General features: G+C 57.9%; 19 protein-coding genes. 8 read left to right on the top strand and 11 right to left on the bottom strand.

The features are described from left to right. Nucleotides 1-216 precede the first annotated feature (216 nt). The 11 genes from WBK23_RS13345 to WBK23_RS13395 all read right to left on the bottom strand — a co-directional run bounded on the left by WBK23_RS13345 (nt 217) and on the right by WBK23_RS13395 (nt 9,437). Entirely contained in the window at nt 217-1,290 is a 1,074-nt protein-coding gene (locus tag WBK23_RS13345) for an AI-2E family transporter (RefSeq protein ID WP_424484425.1), read from the bottom strand. A 91-nt stretch (nt 1,291-1,381) separates the two neighbouring features. Beyond that, nucleotides 1,382-2,197 carry a DUF4892 domain-containing protein gene (locus WBK23_RS13350; protein WP_424484426.1) on the bottom strand — a complete coding sequence of 272 codons (816 nt, stop codon included), beginning with the start codon at nt 2,195-2,197 and terminating at the stop codon, nt 1,382-1,384. Beyond that, the gene (locus tag WBK23_RS13355; protein WP_424484427.1) at nt 2,194-2,856 is read right to left on the bottom strand and encodes a glutathione S-transferase family protein; all 663 of its coding nucleotides are present in this window, start codon (nt 2,854-2,856) and stop codon (nt 2,194-2,196) included. The genes WBK23_RS13350 and WBK23_RS13355 overlap by 4 nt, the downstream gene beginning before the upstream one ends. 51 nt (nt 2,857-2,907) lie before the next feature. Further along, a complete protein-coding gene (locus tag WBK23_RS13360; RefSeq protein ID WP_424484428.1) occupies nt 2,908-3,771 on the bottom strand; it encodes an alpha/beta fold hydrolase in 864 nt (287 codons plus the stop codon). After that, nucleotides 3,768-4,577 carry an alpha/beta fold hydrolase gene (locus WBK23_RS13365; protein ID WP_424484429.1) on the bottom strand — a complete coding sequence of 270 codons (810 nt, stop codon included), beginning with the start codon at nt 4,575-4,577 and terminating at the stop codon, nt 3,768-3,770. Before WBK23_RS13365 ends, WBK23_RS13360 begins: the two co-directional genes overlap by 4 nt. A gap of 139 nt (nt 4,578-4,716) precedes the next feature. Next, a complete protein-coding gene (locus WBK23_RS13370) occupies nt 4,717-5,163 on the bottom strand; it encodes a hotdog fold thioesterase (RefSeq protein ID WP_424484430.1) in 447 nt (148 codons plus the stop codon). 66 nt (nt 5,164-5,229) lie between these two features. Then, nucleotides 5,230-6,897 (bottom strand): AMP-binding protein, encoded by a 1,668-nt coding sequence (locus tag WBK23_RS13375; protein WP_424484431.1) that lies wholly within the window; start codon nt 6,895-6,897, stop codon nt 5,230-5,232. Nucleotides 6,898-7,011: 114 nt separating this feature from the next. After that, entirely contained in the window at nt 7,012-7,476 is a 465-nt protein-coding gene (sixA, locus tag WBK23_RS13380) for a phosphohistidine phosphatase SixA (protein WP_424484432.1), read from the bottom strand. A gap of 40 nt (nt 7,477-7,516) precedes the next feature. Beyond that, on the bottom strand, nt 7,517-7,864 hold the full coding sequence (locus WBK23_RS13385; protein ID WP_424484433.1) for a DUF4389 domain-containing protein: 348 nt from the start codon (nt 7,862-7,864) through the stop codon (nt 7,517-7,519). 34 nt (nt 7,865-7,898) lie between these two features. Then, nucleotides 7,899-8,921 (bottom strand): NAD(P)H-dependent glycerol-3-phosphate dehydrogenase, encoded by a 1,023-nt coding sequence (locus tag WBK23_RS13390; protein WP_424484434.1) that lies wholly within the window; start codon nt 8,919-8,921, stop codon nt 7,899-7,901. Between the two features lie 264 nt (nt 8,922-9,185). Beyond that, nucleotides 9,186-9,437 carry a helix-turn-helix domain-containing protein gene (locus tag WBK23_RS13395; RefSeq protein WP_424484547.1) on the bottom strand — a complete coding sequence of 84 codons (252 nt, stop codon included), beginning with the start codon at nt 9,435-9,437 and terminating at the stop codon, nt 9,186-9,188. A 115-nt stretch (nt 9,438-9,552) separates the two neighbouring features. On the opposite strand from WBK23_RS13395, the gene WBK23_RS13400 reads away from it, so the two are divergent. From WBK23_RS13400 to WBK23_RS13435, 8 genes are all read left to right on the top strand, one after another. Further along, nucleotides 9,553-9,996: a hypothetical protein gene (locus WBK23_RS13400; RefSeq protein ID WP_424484435.1), complete on the top strand. Its 444-nt coding sequence runs from the start codon at nt 9,553-9,555 to the stop codon at nt 9,994-9,996. Between the two features lie 121 nt (nt 9,997-10,117). Next, nucleotides 10,118-10,522 carry a DUF6957 family protein gene (locus WBK23_RS13405; protein ID WP_424484436.1) on the top strand — a complete coding sequence of 135 codons (405 nt, stop codon included), beginning with the start codon at nt 10,118-10,120 and terminating at the stop codon, nt 10,520-10,522. Nucleotides 10,523-10,543: 21 nt separating this feature from the next. Then, nucleotides 10,544-10,765, top strand: a complete 222-nt coding sequence (locus WBK23_RS13410) for a BPSL0761 family protein (protein ID WP_424484437.1) — start codon at nt 10,544-10,546, stop codon at nt 10,763-10,765. 991 nt (nt 10,766-11,756) lie between these two features. Continuing rightward, entirely contained in the window at nt 11,757-12,905 is a 1,149-nt protein-coding gene (locus WBK23_RS13415) for a tyrosine-type recombinase/integrase (RefSeq protein WP_424484438.1), read from the top strand. Then, on the top strand, nt 12,905-14,584 hold the full coding sequence (locus WBK23_RS13420; protein WP_424484439.1) for a hypothetical protein: 1,680 nt from the start codon (nt 12,905-12,907) through the stop codon (nt 14,582-14,584). The genes WBK23_RS13415 and WBK23_RS13420 overlap by 1 nt, the downstream gene beginning before the upstream one ends. Continuing rightward, nucleotides 14,581-16,479 carry an integrase gene (locus WBK23_RS13425; RefSeq protein WP_424484440.1) on the top strand — a complete coding sequence of 633 codons (1,899 nt, stop codon included), beginning with the start codon at nt 14,581-14,583 and terminating at the stop codon, nt 16,477-16,479. Before WBK23_RS13420 ends, WBK23_RS13425 begins: the two co-directional genes overlap by 4 nt. Then, nucleotides 16,476-16,919 carry a TetR family transcriptional regulator gene (locus WBK23_RS13430; RefSeq protein WP_424484441.1) on the top strand — a complete coding sequence of 148 codons (444 nt, stop codon included), beginning with the start codon at nt 16,476-16,478 and terminating at the stop codon, nt 16,917-16,919. Before WBK23_RS13425 ends, WBK23_RS13430 begins: the two co-directional genes overlap by 4 nt. 466 nt (nt 16,920-17,385) lie before the next feature. Further along, complete coding sequence (locus tag WBK23_RS13435) at nt 17,386-17,571, top strand: antitoxin VbhA family protein (protein ID WP_424484442.1); 186 nt, start codon at nt 17,386-17,388, stop codon at nt 17,569-17,571. The last annotated feature ends 25 nt before the right edge of the window (nt 17,572-17,596 follow it).

Genomic DNA, 17,596 nt, shown 5'->3' on the forward strand with positions numbered 1-17,596 from the left:
TTCCCTGCTGGCGCGGCCTACCCCTGCTGGGCAGGTGTGCGCCTGAGGCAGAGCGGCGAGCCTTGGCGACTCACCGCCTGGTTGCGCGAGCCTGAGCCGACGCAACGCGGTGCAAGGCTAACACCCTGCAGGTCAGCGACCAAGGCGTGGCCAGAAGCCGTTGCGCAGAATGCCAACCCGTACAAACAGTGCGAGCTGGCCGCTCAGAACAGGTTATCAGGCCTTCTCGTCGTGCGCCGGGGCGTTCGCTGCGACTTGCCCCGGCGTGCTGCCAACCCAGTCGCCCAGCAGGCTGTAGGCCACCGCCAGCAAGGTCGGGCCGAGGAACAGGCCCATAAAGCCGAACGCCAGGATGCCGCCGAAAACCCCGAGCAGCACCACGATCAGCGGCAGGTTGCCGCCACGGCTGATCAGGTAGGGTTTGAGGATGTTGTCGACGCCGCTGATGATAAACAGCCCCCACACCCCGAGGAAAACCGCCATGCCCACTTCGCCCTGCCAGATCAGCCAGGCCACGGCCGGGCCCCAGATCAGCGGCGGCACCATGATCAGGCTAAAACCGAAGGTCAGCAGCCCCAGGATCAGCGCGCCCGGAACGCCGGCGATGGTGAAGCCGATCCAGGCCAGGATCGCCTGCGCCGCGGCAGTGCCGATCACCCCGTTGACCACCCGCTGCACGGTGCCGGCAATCAGCTCCAGATAATGCCCGGCGCGGTCGCCGATCAGGCGCTCCAGCAGGCTTTCGGCAAACGCCGCCAGACGCGGGCCGTCACGGTAGAAGAAGAACACCAGAATCAGGCTCAGGGCCAACTCCACCATGCCACCGCCGATCTGCGCGCTACGTGCCAGCAGCCAATTGCCGACCTGGCCCAGATACGGCCGCACCGTAGCGAAGAACGCCGCGCCCTGCTGATCGATGGTCTGCCAGAAGCCGACCAGGCGCTCGCCCACCAGCGGTACGCCGGCCAGCCAGGTGGGTGCCGGCGGCAGCCCGTCGACCTGGAAATCCTTGAGCAAGGCGGTGACATCCTTGATGTGATCGGCCAGGTTGAAACCCAGCATCACCAGCGGCACCGCGACCACCACCGTCCAGGTCAGGGTCAACAGCCCTGCCGCCAATGCCTGGCGACCATCGAGCAGGCGCGTCAGCACGCGCATCACCGGCCAACTGGCAAATGACAGCACCGCGGCCCAGAACAGCGCCGACCAGAACGGGGCCAGCACCCACAGGCTCGCGCCCAACAAGCCCAGGAGCAGTATCTGCACCAGCAGGCGATCGTTATTGGCCATTCACACAGCTCCCTGCACCACGAAAAAAGGCTCTGCCGCAACAGGCAGAGCCGAAACAGTTAATACCGCCAAGGTTACCGGCAGCGGCGTCTTAGTGCAGCACGTTGAGTTGCAACCCGCTGACGTTCGCCTCGCCCAGTTCCAGGCGGCTGGCGCGCACCCGTTGCTCGATCAGCGCCTCACGCCAGGCCTCGGCCTGGGCACCGCTAAGGCTGACGCGCAAGGTGCTGTTCAAGTTGAGACTGCGCGCCAGCAACTCCACCCAGGCGGCAGTCGGGGCGCTCTGTTGCGCCAGGCGCAACTCACCGGTGCTTTTCAGCTGGCGCTGCAAGGTGGCCGGAGTGGGTAACACCTCGGCCAGTGGCGCATTGGCGGCCAGCAATTCGGCATGCAGGTACGCGCGTTTGTTGCCACGGGTGATGCTGTAGAGCGCCAGCAGGTTGTTCTGCCGTGGCGCGGCCAGGCGCAGCAGCGCATAGCTTTGCTGTTCATCGGCACCGGACAGGACAGAGTTCTCGAACACCACATTGGCCCACAGGCTGTTCGAGCCGCACTCGCGGCCTTCGCACCAGTAAAGCAACTCGGCGTCCTGCGCCTGCACGGCCTGGCGCGCGGTGGTAAAGACCTCGGCGGCAGAATGGCTGCGCGGCAACTCGTAGGTCAGCGCGGTCAGTTCACCCTGCCCCGGCACCTGGCGCTCGTAACGCAGCTTGCCGCTGATACGCCGAATCGCCCCTTGCGGGTAGATACGCTCCTGCTCGGTAAGCGCCTTGAAGCTGACAATCTGGCTGCCGGCAAACCGCGGCAGCGGTTCAAGGTCACGGCTGCCAGCCACATCGGCCGCCCACAGCGCAGGGCTGACTAACAACAGCGCCAGTGCGCTGCCATAACGTTTAAAGGCGCTCATTTCATCAACATCGACTGGGCGGCCTTGACCACCTTGTCGCCATCTTCCTCACGCCGCGGTACCAGCAAGCCGAGTTGCACCGCCGGGCGCGCAGCGAGCTGCGCCATCCAGCGCTGCAGATGCTCCAGACCATCGACCGAGACACCGGCCCAATCGTGGATGCGCACCCAGGGATACGTGGCGATATCGGCAATGCTGTAGTCATCGGCCAGGTACTGCGACTCGCTCAGGCGCGTGTCGAGCACTTCATAAAGGCGGCGGGTTTCATGCTGGTAACGGTCGATCGGGCCTTGCAGCTTCTCCGGGAAATAGCGGAAGAACACATTGGCCTGACCCTGCATAGGGCCAACGCCGCCCATCTGGAACATCAGCCACTGGATCACCCGCGAGCGGCCTTTGGCGTCGCTGGGCAGCAGCTGACCGGTTTTCTCGGCGAGATAAAGCAGGATCGCGCCGGATTCGAACACGGCGAAATCATCGTTGCCGCGGTCGACAATTGCCGGAATACGGCCATTGGGATTGATCGCGAGGAAGGCTGGGCTTTTCTGTTCCTGCTTGTCGAAGCTCAGGGCCTTTACGCTGTAGGGCAGTTGCAGCTCTTCCAGGGCGATGGACGCTTTATGGCCGTTGGGGGTGGCGGCGGTATACAGGTCGATCATGCAAATCTCCATGGCTATCGACCACACCTTTCCCCAGTTGACTTGGCTAAGTCAAGGCGCGCCCAGGAAAGCTTTGAAACAGTCTGCTACCAGCGCTGCACCGCTGTCGTCATCCAGGTGCAGGTGATGGCCGCCAGGCAGCTGTGCGACCTCGATCGGCAAATCCACCAGCAGTTGCTTGAGGCTCGACTGGGCCAGCAGCATGCCCTGCTGCGCCAGCACCAGTTTGACCGGGCATTGCAGGCTGCGGGCAAACGCCACGGCATGCGCGTGGGTCAGGCGCAGCGGTGACGGCAAGGTCAGGCGGCTGTCGGTGCGCCAGGTATAACCACCGGGCACTGGCATCAGGCCGCGCTGGGCGAGCAATTCGGCGGCCTCGCGGCTGACCGCACCGACGCCGCGCATACGCGCCTCGACCGCGCGATCGAACTCCGCATACACCGGCTTGCTCTTGCCAGCCAGCGCCAGCTGCGCCTTGAGCGCCTCGCCGAGCTTCTGCGGCGCGGTTTCGGCTTCACCGGTGTAAGGAATCAGGCCATCGATCAGCGCTAGGCGCTCGATACGTTCTGGCATGGCCGCTGCCAGCAACACCGAGACAATCGCCCCCATGGAATGCCCAAGCAGGGAAAAACGCTGCCAGCCGAACTGTTCGGCGACCTGCAGCACATCGTGGGCATAGTCCCAGATGGCGTAGCTGCCGCCTGGCGGTCGGTGATCGGAATGGCCGTGACCAGCAAAATCTAGAGCGACGATACGCAGCCCCGGCAGCAAAGGCGCCAGGCGGGCAAAGCTCGCGGCGTTGTCCAGCCAGCCGTGCAGGGCAATCACCGGTACGCCGTCTTCGGGGCCATACAGGTGAGCGGCCAGCTCGATATGCGGCAGGCGCAGGCGCACCTCTTCAAAATTCAGGCTCATGCGCTTTGCTCGCTTGTGGGTTGTCCGGACCAACGCTGGAACAGCTTGCGCAACAAGTCGGCGGTGTCCTGCGGGCGCTCCAGGGGAAACATATGGCCGCCGGGCAGGGTCAGGTATTCGCCTTTCGGCACGCGCCGCACCAGATGGGCGTGATGCGGCATAACCACCCGGCTGTGCCGTCCACGAACCATGGCCAGCGGCACCTTCAGCTGCTGCGGACGGCCCGGGCTGGTGTGCGGCACGCTGCGATAGATGCTGATTTCCGTGGCCGGATCAAAACGCAGGCGCAGGTTGTTACCCGCTGCTTGCAGGCCATGTTGCACATAGGCGTCCAGGCATTCGGGATCGAAGCGGCGGAACAGGCCTTTACCGGCGAAATAGCCGCGCGCCTCGGCCAAGTCGACAAACTCCTCACGCCGGCCTAGGGTGCGCCCGGCTGGGGTGATGCGGTCGATAAAGCCAAAGCGCTTGGCCGCGCGAATCACCATCTTGTCGGCCAGGGTCAGCACCGGCGAATCCAGCATCACCACGCCCAGGTACAGCTCGGGGCGCAGCAAGGCGGCGTGGTAATGCAACACGCCACCGAGCGAGTGACCGACGCCCCAGACCGGTTGCGGACTTTGTTCGAGGTGATGGATCAGCTCATCGACCAGGTTGCTCCAGTTGTCGTTCACCGGAAAGCGCGGGTCATGGCCATGCTGCTCCAGGTGCTGTACCGAGTAGTCAGGTGCCAGCGCGGCAAACAGCTTGCCGTAAGTGGCCGAGGGGAAGCCGTTGGCATGGGCGAAAAACACAGACTGGGTCATGGCGACGGGCTTATCAGGGAAGTTACGGATGATTGTCCGGCAGCACCGGCCATGCGGCAATGACAAAACGGCCAGTGAATGACGTCACTATGGCCAAATCTGATGGGAGGCCCGCCAGCGTTTGCCGGCGGGTGGGCGATCAGCGTAGCGCCGGGCCGTTCTCACCCAACGGCACAATGGCCATGGTCAGCCGGGAAATACAGCTGGCCTTACCATCCTCACCACTCAGACGAATGTCCCAGACGTGAGTGGTACGCCCCAGATGCACCGCGCGCGCGACTGCCGTGACCCGTCCGCTGCGCAGGCCGCGCAGGTGGTTGGCGTTCACTTCCAGACCGACACAGTAGAACTTGCTGCTGTCGATGCACAGGTGGCTGGCGGTCGAGCCCAAGGTTTCCGCCAACACCACCGACGCGCCGCCATGCAGCAGGCCATAGGGCTGATGCGTGCGGGGATCGACCACCATACTGGCGGTCAACGAGTCGTCATCGAACGATTCGAAACGGATATCCAGTAGCTCGCCGATGGTGTTTTTCTGAAATGCATTGAGCTGTTCAATATTCGGGGTTTGCTGCCATAGAGCCATGGTCATTCCTTCGTCAAGGTTCAGCCTGAACCTGGCCGGCAAGCAGTCGCCGGCCCGGCTATCCAGTTACTCGTGCCAAAGCACCGCTTCGCTGCTCGTCGTCCACTCGGCAAAGCGCTCGGCATAGGTACCCTCAACCACCGCGCGCTTGATCTTCAAGGTCGGGGTGAGGAAGCCGTTATCCACCGCCCAGACCTCTTTCACCAGCACCAGGCGTTGCAGACGCTCATGCTTGTCGAGGCGTTGATTGACCTCTTCCAGCAGCTTTTTCAGGCTGTTTTCCAGCTCGCCACGCGCGCCGTTGAGCGCTTCGCTACGGCCCACGTCAGAGAGCACGCAGAGCGCCATCGGCTGCGCCATACCGTCGCCGACCACGCACACCTGCTCGATGCGCGAGTGCTCGCCCAGGTGGTTTTCAATCGGCGCGGGGGCGACGTATTTGCCCTTGCTGGTCTTGAAGATTTCCTTGATCCGCCCGGTCAGGCGCAGGTTGCCCTCGGCATCCTGTTCGCCCTTGTCGCCGGTACGCAGATAGCCATCGCTGGTGATGGTCTCTGCAGTCTTTTCCGGGTCCTTGTAATAGCCCTGCATGGTCGCGCCGCTGCGCACCTGCACCTCGCCGTCCTCGGCAATACGCACGGTAACGCCTGGGCTGTTCTGGCCGATCCAGCCCTGCTTGAACTTGCCCGGCCGGCATACATGCGAGTAACCGCAGTTCTCGGTCATGCCGTACACCTCCAGCACATCCAGGCCCAGGCGTTTGTACCAATTGAGCAGCGCTTCTGGCACCGGCGCGGCGCCGGACAGCGCATAACGCACGGCATCCAGGCCGAGGCCGGCCAGCACCTTCTTGCCGATGATGCGGCCGATAATCGGCAGTTTGAGGAGAAAATCCAGCTTCTCTGCGCGCATCTTGCTGTAGACGCCCATCTGGAACTTGGTCCAGATCCGCGGCACGCCAAACATCACGGTCGGCCGTGCGCGTTTGAGGTCTTCGAGGAAGGTGTCCAGGCTCTCGGCGAAGTACACGGTCTGCCCGGCATAGATCGAGGCCAGCTCGACGAACATGCGCTCGGCGACATGGCACAGCGGCAGGTAGGACAGCACGCGGTCCTGCTCGCCGACACCAAACAGCTCGGTGGCGTGGCTGGCGGCAAAGCCGAAATTGCGGAAGTGATGCATCACCCCTTTCGGCGTACCGGTGGTGCCGGAGGTATAGATGATGGTGGCCAGTTGATCGCCGGCGGTTTTCGGGTTGTCCTGAATCGGCGTGCAGGCCTGCAGGTCATCCCAGGTGAAGCTGAATTCGCCCTGCGGACGCAGTGGCAAGCCGATGGTAGCAATCTCTGGCGGCACCCCGGGCGCCATGGCAGGCCAGTCATCCAGCTTGCCGACAAACACCAGCGCCGCCTCGGAATGGCGCAGCACCTGACCGACCGAATCAGCCGTGAGGTTGGGATAGAGCGGCACCGAGACGTGGCCCGCCATCCATATCGCCAGGTCACTGATGATCCAGTGCGCACAGTTCTTGGAAATGATCGCGACACGACTGCCCTGCGGCAATTCGCGGCTGCGTAGCCAGTTGGCGGCGCGGCGCGCCTGCTCGCCAACATCGGCCCAACTCAGCTGCTGTAACTGGCCGCCTGGCAGCGGCTGAACCATGTAGAGCTTATTTGGGTGCCGAGCCTCGCGCTCATAAAACACCTCAAGCGGCAAACGGATTGCATCAGCCACAGGGCTTCCTCCTTTGTTGTTTTTGTGGAGCCAACCAAGCAATTGCTTGGTTTGACTATTCCACGCACAAAGGCGAGTCGCAAGTAGAGAAATGTTTCGGTGTGTAGTGGCGGTTTAAGCGCGCGTTGGATGCACCAGCGCCAGCAGGTTCATCAAGCCGGCGGCGACCTCTTCGCCCTCCAACTCGGCCAGGCTGGCGGTGTTCATCGGCAACGGCTGCTGCCGATGGCCGTGAATCAGCAAGCCGGCCAATGCCCCGACCAGGGGTTGATGGGTCACCAGCAGCAACTCATCCACCGGGTAACCATCAAGCCGCAGCAGCACCTCGCGCAGCTCGCTGTCAGGCGTCAGCCACGGTACCGTGTGCAGCGGGCCGGTATAACCCAGCTCGTCACGCACCAGCGCGGCGGTCTGCTGAGCCCGCACATAGGGACTGACCAGCATCATGCGCAACGGCCGTCCCTGTAGTTGCACAGCAGCCTGACGCACCTGCTGCTGGCCGTAAGCCGTCAGGCAACGCTCGGCGTCACTGCGCGCATGGGCTTCAGCTTCGCCGTGGCGCAATAACCAGAGTCTCATTGGCCTGAACTCACAACCCGGCTCTTCACAACGTGTTTTTTCACAACTTCGGCTCTTCGTCGCGCACCGGGTGTGCCGCTGGCGGAATCACGTGCGGTGCTTCGCCCTGGGGTGCCAGCGCAGTCGGCCATTCGGCAAATGGCCACGGTTTCTCATCGCTATTAAATGTGCCGAAACGACCAATCTGCGCCAGGTACTGGCACAGGCTATCGCCAAACCCGAGCAGGCCAGCATTCGGCGCGCCGTAGAACAGCCGGTAGCCCAGTTGCACCAGCACCACCACGCCCAGCACTATTTCCGCCAGTTGCCAAACGATGGCGAAGATCACCATCCAGAGGATGCGTAGCAGAATCGATTCACGCTGCAGGTCCTGGTTGTCGTCACTCATGCTCATCTCCTTGCCGGTGCTAGAAAGGTAAAACTCAAAACCCCGTGGTGGGGATAAAGTCGACGTCGGTCTTCGGCTCACCGCGCATCAAGGCGCCGATCACCTGATCCAGCGTACGGCCCTCGAACAGAATGGCATGCAGCCCGGCCACCAGCGGCATATAGACCTGAAGTTCCTCGGCCTTGGACTTCAACACCTTGATAGTGTTCACCCCTTCCGCCACTTCACCCAGTCGTGCGACTGCGTCTTCTAAACTCAAACCCTCGCCGAGAGCAAAGCCGACCTGGTAATTGCGGCTCTTGGCGGATGAACAGGTGACGATCAGGTCGCCGACCCCGGCCAGGCCGAGGAAGGTCATTGGGTTGGCCCCCAGTTTGACCGCAAAACGGGTCATTTCCGCCAGGGCGCGGGTAATCAGCATGCTCTTGGTGTTCTCACCCATGCCCATCGCCGCGGCCATGCCGGCGATAATCGCGTAGACGTTCTTCAACGCGCCGCCCAGTTCGACGCCAAAGCGATCGCCACTGGCATACACGCGGAACGTGCGGCCGTGCAGCGCAGCCTGCACCTGCTGGCAGAGGTCTTCGTCCTCGCTGGCGATCACTGACGCGGTCAGCGCATGCTCGGCCACTTCGCGCGCCAGGTTCGGCCCGGACAACACGCCAATCCGCGCCTGCGGGGCGATGTCTTCGAGAATCTGGCTCATCAGCAGAAAGCTCTGCGCCTCGATGCCCTTGGTGGTGCTCACCAGCAGCTTGCCGCTGAGCAGCTCAGCCACCGGCTGCAAGGCCTGGCGCAGGGCGCTGGAAGGCAATGCCACAAAAATCAGCTGGCAGGTATTCAGGGTCGCTGTCAGGTCGGTTACCGGATCGACCCCGGGATGAATCTTGATGCCCTTCAGATAGCGCGGGTTTTCCCGGGTCAGGCGAATCGCCTCGGCTTGCTGCGGGTCGCGCATCCAGTGCAGAACGCGTTGGCCATTTTCCGCCAGCAAATTGGCAATCGCAGTGCCGAAGCTACCGCCGCCAAGCACAGCGATGGGGTGCTTACTAGTCACGAATTCCGGAACCTTACTAACTGTTTCATGTGATTTATCTTTCATAAATCAATCGTTTACCTAATTTAATTCTTTTCGGGCTTTTACATGCGATAAGGGTGACTGCCAGTCTGCACAATTGCAAATCTAGCGCCCCCTCTATTTTGAGCGCCCGCATAAGTAGAGGTTAGGCCACGATGGCTAGCGTCTGTTTGTGAGGATGTCCGGAGTTGTGCCGTCAAGGATGCTCAAAAGCTTTCATGCGGAGTGCCGAATCAATTTACGTCACGTTTTTTTCTGGTGTGTATCTAGCTCTGCTTGGATCTGTGCGATCAGCGCGCGTGCGTCTAGCGAGGGATCCACTCGAAGGTAGGCGAGGAGAAGGAGTGTCGCAGGATGGAGAGATAAAATGCCCGCAATTTGCTCAACCTTATCTAAGGAGGCCTTCCACTTTCCCCGCTCCAGCGCACTGATGTAGCTCTGGCTAGGACCAAGGCCTTCCTGTGGCAGTCCGCGTGACTGCCTGACGTCTCTCATTACCAATCCAAGTGCCTTGTTCAGTTCCACTTTGTGCTCTCGCAAAGGGAACGATGAAGCCCTCTTAGTGAAAAATCGGCTATGCTATATACAGCTTAAATTGGGAGGGTCAGCGATGTTCACTACCTATCGGCATGCTGAAATCCTGTTTGCGCCTGTATTTGGAGACCACTACCAAATGTGGCAATTCGTCGAGCATAACCAGCATCGCCCTTGGTTTTACGTAACTGTTCGCGAAATGAACGATGGGTTGTCCTGGGACACTATGGTCTTGATTCCAAATGAGGATGCCTTTGAGTCAATTCTGGGGGCGCAGTCTCCAGATAAGCAGGTTGCTTCGGTGGCATTGGTTATTCCGGCGCGGTTAAATGGGTCAGCCTGCTGGAGCATGGAGCGGCTAACAGAACTAGTTAGAATTCACGGCCAAGAAAACCAAGTGCTTGGTTATGAGTTCAAGACAGCCACCGGAAGCGTCTACTTGGAGAGATATAACGCAAGCTCTGCAGTGGAGTCCAAGACTCAAATCTATCTTTCAACGACTGCTGAGATAATCGCTTAAAGCAGATGCAGCACATTTCAGTCCTCTTCGTAAGGCCTGGAAGATTTAACACTAGTTGTTTACGTTGATTCTATACGCATACGCGCAGATAAACGCTTCGCTATATTCTGGAGGTCAACACATGGGAAACATAAGCATTGAGGACGTCAGTGACTTTCTAACACGAGCAGGAGAGCCAATAGAAAGTTCTTGTGATGACGAGGACACTGGAATTGCTCTTGCTCAGGAAATGTGTCAAGGAAAACAATATTGTTCTGTAAGGCAGTGGATTATCGTTGACCTCGATATTTCAGATGATAAGAAAGCGTTGGTTATAGAGCAAGGGTTCCAGCCATTCCTTCTTTATGCCCACATTGTAGTTACTGACAGTGCTCGCAGATTTTCACCAGGCGATTGGGTCAGAAGCACACTCTTGGTCGACCTAAAGAATAATTGTCTATTTGAAACCCAAAATAGCGTTTACATCCTCTTGGGCGGAGGAAGCAGGAAAACAGCAGAACCAGCTGTCGTGACCAGCATATTTTGATGAGCGGCGGAGAGTTGCCTGATGACGATGCCCCACGAGCGTTCGCGTGCAATTGTGCAAACGCAGGAGTTTCTGGAACAGCTTTCACGAGATGCGTCCCAAAGTGAAGATGTTCGGAAATCAGCGATCCACCTTCTCCGGCATTACCCAAGCAAAATTGAGGTGTTGATGCAGGGGCGGATTCAAGAAGGGCTTGCAGCTAAGTATGGGTATCAGCCGTTTCTCTGCTCGAAGCTTGATTGACCCAGTCCATTGAGCTTTTGGTAATGCCCAGTGCGGCCTTTTGCAAGGTAGCCATGGATTAGCGCCAAGCTGCCAGCGGCCAACTCATGCTTCTACAACTGGCGGCGGAAGTTGAGAGTGATGATTTCATCAAGAATGCGCTCACGGTTCAGTCCCGCAGACTGGCGCTAGATGGGGGTCTTATGGAGCGCCTCCGCCATTGCAGCGTAGCTGTAGCAGAACCAGTTCTGCGTCAGATGTCCTGCAGCATCTCCATCAGCGGATAAGACGGACAACCGCCTTGACCCTTTGGGTAATGCGACTAGATCAAGACATTCACACCCGCCCACGGCAATACCCGCTCCGTCTCGATCAGGCACAACTCTTTGCGGGTCTGCTGGCGTACTCGGCGCCGGCGAAGGCCAGCTACTTCATCGAAATATTCGATGAATTGGGGTTATGAAGTTATCCAATCCCAGTGCTTTTTCAGAATTTTCTCAGCTTTTTTTTACACTTTTTTTTTGTAATTTCCCCGCCTAAAACAATGAAAAAGGCATTAACACAAATACCTTAATAACTAAAAATTGTACACTATGAAAACTGGCCTTGAATCAACAAAAAAACAGCATTAGCACCCTGCAAATTCTATTTTTCCTAGTGGAAAATTACACTTTCAAGTGTAAAAAACCACCTTATTAAAAATCAAATGACAAGCTCACACCTATTGACGACCCCCACCTGCGCCTCGTAATAATTTCGCAACCAGAGAGAGCACATGGATCTTTGGCGCTCCACACGACTGTTGCGTATTCAGTCACGACGCAATATTAAGAACAGCGCCCATGGCGTAGCTTAAACTTTAATTTTTAACCAATATTTATAGCTAAAAAGTGCTAGCTGGAGCGCTTTATAGCCGGCTGCTTTCTATTGCAAGCAACTGGCGGTTTATGCGCGAGTACTTAGCAGAAATAAAACTGCTGAGTTCCAGATCATCCTGAGAAAGGAAAGACAGATGATACTTGTATGGGCTACTGAGAACTTGGTGATGTCAGGCCAACCCTATCAGGGGTTCCCAATTCTGCTTTTTGACTCAATGGATAGTTGCGTTCCAGTGAATCAGTTCTTCCGTCACTACCTGCTTCGCGGGGCTATTGGCTCTAAGCAATCCTGGCCTAGCACTGGACGGGCTCTGTACGACTTTCTCAGCTTCATCCAGGCCCATGAGTTGGATTGGCGCGACGTTGACCGTGGCGAAGCCAAGAGCCTTGTGGCGGCTTATCGGGACTACTGCTTGGAGGCGTGCAATCTCTCACCGAACACCACTCATCAGCGTCTGCATTACATCTGCAAGTTCTATGAATTCGCGCTGAAGGAAGGGTGGGTGATGCGCCTGCCATTCACCTATGAAGAACGCACCGTGAGGCGCGAAGCAGGGTTCCTTGTGCATCTCGATGCCAGTGGCGGAAAGGCCATGGCAAAAGATGTGATGCCGCGCAGAGACAAGGCCTTGCCTAAGTTTCTGAGCATTGCAGAGATCAAGGCGCTATTGGCCGCAACGGAGAACCCACATCACCGGATGATGATGCGCCTGGCACTACATACAGGTCTGCGCCGCGAGGAAATAGCTACCTTCCCGCTGGCCTATGTCTTAGACCCGGACAAAGCGGTACGAACCGGGCGTAACCTCAAAATTAGCCTTGATCCGTACGATGGCAGCGGCATGGTGACCAAGGGCAGCAAGCCACGGGATATTCGCGTTAGCCGCCAGTTCATGGCCGAACTCTATCGCTACGTAACGAAGGTGCGTGGAGAGCGGGCCTCGCTGAGTAAGATCCCGCAAAGGGCGCTGTTCCTCAATCAATTTGGGGAAACCTATAGCGCGGACGGCAAGAGCCTCAATCGGATCATCAAAAAGACCGGCAAACGGGCGGGAATCAAGGTCCATATGCACATGCTACGACATACTTATGCTACCCATACCCTAGTCAGTCTTCAGCGTACCCCTGAGAGCGGGTTGAATCCCCTAGTGTTCGTTCAGCGGCAACTCGGCCACAGTTCAATTCAGTCGACCATGGTGTACTTGCATCTCGTCAACGAAATGGCAGACGAAGCGGTGCTGGCCTTTGACGATGAGCTGAACGCACTGGCTGGAACTGCCTAATGGGCACGCGTAAGGAGTTTACCAAGACCGACCTCAGCACCCCGCATGTCGAGCACTGCCATGACGAAGTGGGAAATGTCCTCATCTTGGCCGAGGTCATCCCTCCTAAGAACACCATGGTTAAGTTCGAGCGGAACGCCAGCAGCAGCCGTAGCTTCGACTTTTCCCGCTGGTACGGCACTGGCATCGACGCTATCACTTACGCCTGCCAGCGCCAAATCGAGCGTTTCCTAGACGGTCAGGATGGCGCCGTCTTAAATTCTACAATATCTGCCTACTGTAAGAATGGGCTACGAAATTTCCTAGAGTACTGTGCGTTAAGGGCGATGGCGTTTGACCGTGACTTGGTTCTAGGCGATGTGAGCCGGGATCTAATCGACGGTTTTCTCGGCTATTTAGCCGAGAAGGACTTGGTAACTACAGCTCAGAAGAGCCTGTATACGCATACTAAGTCCGTACTGCTAGCCTTGGGGCGGCGCGGGCTAATCCCCCTCGTCTCCTTCGGAGATAACGCCACCTTCCCGCGCAACCCCTTCCCCAAAAGCAACCACAAGGCCAAGGGCGAAACAGCTTTATCCCAGCGCGAGCGGCAAGCATTCGTGGTGGCGTTGCGGCAGGCAATCAAGCCGATCTGGGCAGACGACACGCCAGTGACCGGCACCCTGCTGAGTTTCGCCCTGTTGGCGGTAGCGCTGCACACCGGACGAAACACCACACCACTGTTAGAGATGACCCGCGACTGCCTGCGCCCACACCCAAAGGACAACACAATGTTCCTGGTTCTTTGGAAGCGGCGCGGCTACAACACCAGCAAGGTGGTTTTGCGGGCCGACTCGGACGCCGAACGCCTTCTGGAGTCCACACCTAGCGTGAGAACTAATGTCGAACGCCTGATACGTCGCATAATAGCCCTGACCGCTCCCCTAGTCGCAGAGGCCCCAGACGACCTTAAGGATCGCACCTGGTTGTATCGCATTCGCAGCAACAAGCATGTCGGGCAAGTCTCGGCGTTGTCCGATAACTATTTAGCTTTTTCGGCAGAACGCCTGGTAGCCGAATATGACCTGACCGACAGTGGCGGAAAACCACTGCGCATCAATGTGTCGCGTCTTCGCAAGACATTCGCCAACCGCATTTTCGATCTGACCAATGGCGATTTGGCGACCACCGCCGCAGCGCTCGGCAATACCCCACAGGTGGCCGATCAAAACTACTTAAAGCCCGATGCGAATACTCGTCGCAATTGGCAGTTCATGGGTGAAGTACTGGTGCAGGAGTTGCTGACTCGGGCCATCGGAGCGACCTACTGGGACACCCCTATGGGCCGCTGCTCCGACCCGGAGAACGGTCAATACGCCCCAAAACGCGAGGGCGCTACTTGCATTAACTTTATGAACTGTCTGCGCTGCACGCACTATGCGGTGACCGCGGAGGATTTGTACAAACTCTATAGCTTCTACTTCCGAGTGCTTACCGAGCGCTCTCGAATGGACAAACGACGCTGGGAAAAGGAGTACGCCCACATTCCCCGTTTGATCGACCAATACATAGTTGCCGAGGGAGTGCGGCGCGGCACCTTCAAGACCGAAGCCGTAGAAGCCGCCCGAGCGCGAGCCCGATCCCAACCACACCCATTCTGGTCGGTTGATCTGATCGAAAGCCTGGAGGTCTTTACATGAGTAAAACCACAACGCACGCGCCGGCCTGGGCTGCCATTTCGTTACAACCAGACAGTGTGCACAGTCTACTCGAGTCCGAACGCGACGCCTTGATCATCAGCGCTATTCAGGTCAGTGGGCAGTGGGTCATTCTCAGCCGATACGGCGATGACATCTGGCAACTCGGCGGCTTCGCCAGCAACGTTCCTGCTGCCAGCAAAAGGCTTGACTTCAGCAGTACACCGCCGACGTTTAGGCCGGTGATAAAGGCAATAATGTACCGCTACCTAAGACGTGGGCGTCGCGGTGGCACGCAGCCTAAAGGTGCCATTCTGAAAAATACATTTTTGAATCTATTACCTTTCCTACGCCACTTAGAGGCGCTAAAGCTCGATCACCTAGGCGCAGTAACACCTATGGTCTGCGCGACCTATGTGACCGTATGCAAGGCGTACCGACAGTCCGGCCCACGCGAGGGAAAGCCCCTCTCTCAACGTGGGTTGCACGTACGCTTCATAGCTGTCGAAGCGCTTCACGATCTAAGTCAGCACACCAACGATCCGATGCCACAGCATCCTTGGCCAGAGACTTCCGCGAAGGCGATGGCGGGACTTACCGGCATAGGAGCCCAGGGCGGCAAAACACTACTGATGCCCGATGAAGTGTTTTGCACACTGTTCGGGCAAGCCTATCAGCAGGTCGAGCGCGCTCAGCAGTTGTTTGATCTACGCGATGCACTGGATACCCTCGAGACGCAGCGTATACGTAAAGGGCAGACTCCCGAGGGTATTGTTTACGCCAAGAACCGTCACTTGGCCATTATGGGTTGGGAGGGAGGACTGAGGGGATTCAACAAGGCGCTAATCGACCTGCGTACAGCCTGCTACATCATCATCGCCAGCACCTCCGGCTGCCGCAACCACGAAGTGGCCAACATAAAATTGGGTGCACATCACCGTACTCAGGACGATGACGGCACCATCTACGACTGGATGCGCGCTGTATCGAGCAAGACCGATGCAGGCCTCCATGACTGGATGATTCCCGAGGCCGCTGTGCACGCCCTGCGCGTGATGGAGATCTGGGCTGCCCCCTATCAGGCGATGATCGCCGACGAGATTATGCAGCGGCGCTTCGACAATCCGTATGACCCGCAGATCGCAGAAATGCAACAGTACCGCCATGCGGTCTTTCTCGGCGTGACTAGGGGAGAGAGCAACAAGGTACACACTCTTTCAAACACTAGTTGGCAACTATGTCTCAAGGAATTCGCCAAGGATTGCGGACTGAACTGGAATCTCACTAGCCACCAATTCCGTCGCAAGTTTGCCAACTACGCCGCTCACAGTCGTTTCGGTGACCTTCGCTATCTCAAGGAGCATTTCGCACACTGGTCCATGGACATGCCCTTGAGCTACGCACTAGACGACAGCTGGGGGCAGCACCTAGACCTTGAGTTGTATTTCGATATTCAAGAGGAGTTGGAAGATATAAAGCTCGGCGTCGTCGAAAACTGGCTGAGTGATAAGCCGCTGGCAGGCGGTTTTGGCCGCGGGATTAAACAGTGGCAACGAGAGCCGCAGAACCTTCTGATATTCAAAAGTCGCGCCTCGATGGTGAAATCTATTTCGGAGAGTACCTCGATTCGCAGCAACGGCCACGCCTGGTGCACAGCGGACAATGACAGCTGTGTCGGTAATACCTTAGAGCGCACACGCTGTGGGAATGGCTGTAGCGATGCCGTAATCGGAAACTCCCACGCGGGCTTCTATAAACGCCTCTACGATGACTTGAAGGGGCTGCTGGGTTGTCTGGATATTGGTGAAGGCGGCCGTCTGCGTGTTGACCGCGACTTGAAGCGCTGCCGTGACGTATTGCTCCAGCTGGGCATCGACCCGGAGAAACTGATCGCATGAGACCCAAGGACAAGACACCCAACTACAAGCCAGCGGAAGACCGCGAGAATGACCTGAAGCTTGCCCTACTGCGCATTCAGAAGGGCCGTACACAAACTGGGGAAACCAAGGTGACTATCGCCGCGGTAGCCCGTGAAGCAGGCGTATCGGCGGCGCTGATACATAACCACTACCCAAATATTGCCGAGACTATTCGCGAGGCTCAGGGCCGATCCAGTCGCGCCATGCGTGATGTGAAGCAGCAGGACTTGATTGCCGAACGTAAGAAGTCCACAACTTACCGTCAAGAGATCAATGAGTTGCGTGCAAAGGTAGCCAACCTCGCGTCCATCAACGAAGTGCTATTGGACAAGAACCGTAAGCTCCAGGCTAAGTCGAACGACCCTAAGGTGATCGATCTGGCTTCAAGAAACCAGCGCGAACAGATCGATATCGCGTAGTGCGCAAATGCAGCCGTCACTCGATTACCTGAAGCGAGCCTCCATGTCTTCTAGGCTCATCAATTTGCTGCCGTCAAGACTGCTCAGGCGCTCTGAGGCCAACATTTCAGTCCGAAGGTCTTCGAGCTCGTCCTGCATGGCTTGAAAGGCTTCAATGCCATCAGCACTGCGGCTGGCTCGTTGTCCTTAAAAACAACCAGGTGAGATTGCTCCCCGCTGGTGACACTCTTTAGATTTGCGCCAAAATTTCTGGCCATCGCCGTGGCAGACACGGCCTGATCAGCTCGTGCTAGGAGTACGGTCATTGAGATCCCTTGCCCCTGGTTACAGGGCGCGATGATTACGGGCATCAACAAAATGCCCGGGACGGCTAGGCTTGGTGACGCTGCGGGTCTTCGGCCAGCCATAGATCTTGTTGCTGAAGCGTCTACCCGTATAAAGTCCGCTTACCTTTTTGGTGATCTCGATGATACCAGCACTCGAAGAAACGCAACGTCGCTCCCACGTGGCCCATGTCCAGGCCACCAACAACCTTGCGGGCGCTCGCATGAGCTCTTACATGTCCTCGAAAATGGCTAAGTATGTGAAGGGCCGCCTTTCCTCGGCTGAACTTGTAGCAGCCGCAAAAGCTCGCTACGGAATCCATGACTGAGTAAGTCAATTCCTTCTACGCCATG

Source organism: Pseudomonas sp. (assembly GCF_049653025.1).
Classification (GTDB): domain Bacteria; phylum Pseudomonadota; class Gammaproteobacteria; order Pseudomonadales; family Pseudomonadaceae; genus Aquipseudomonas.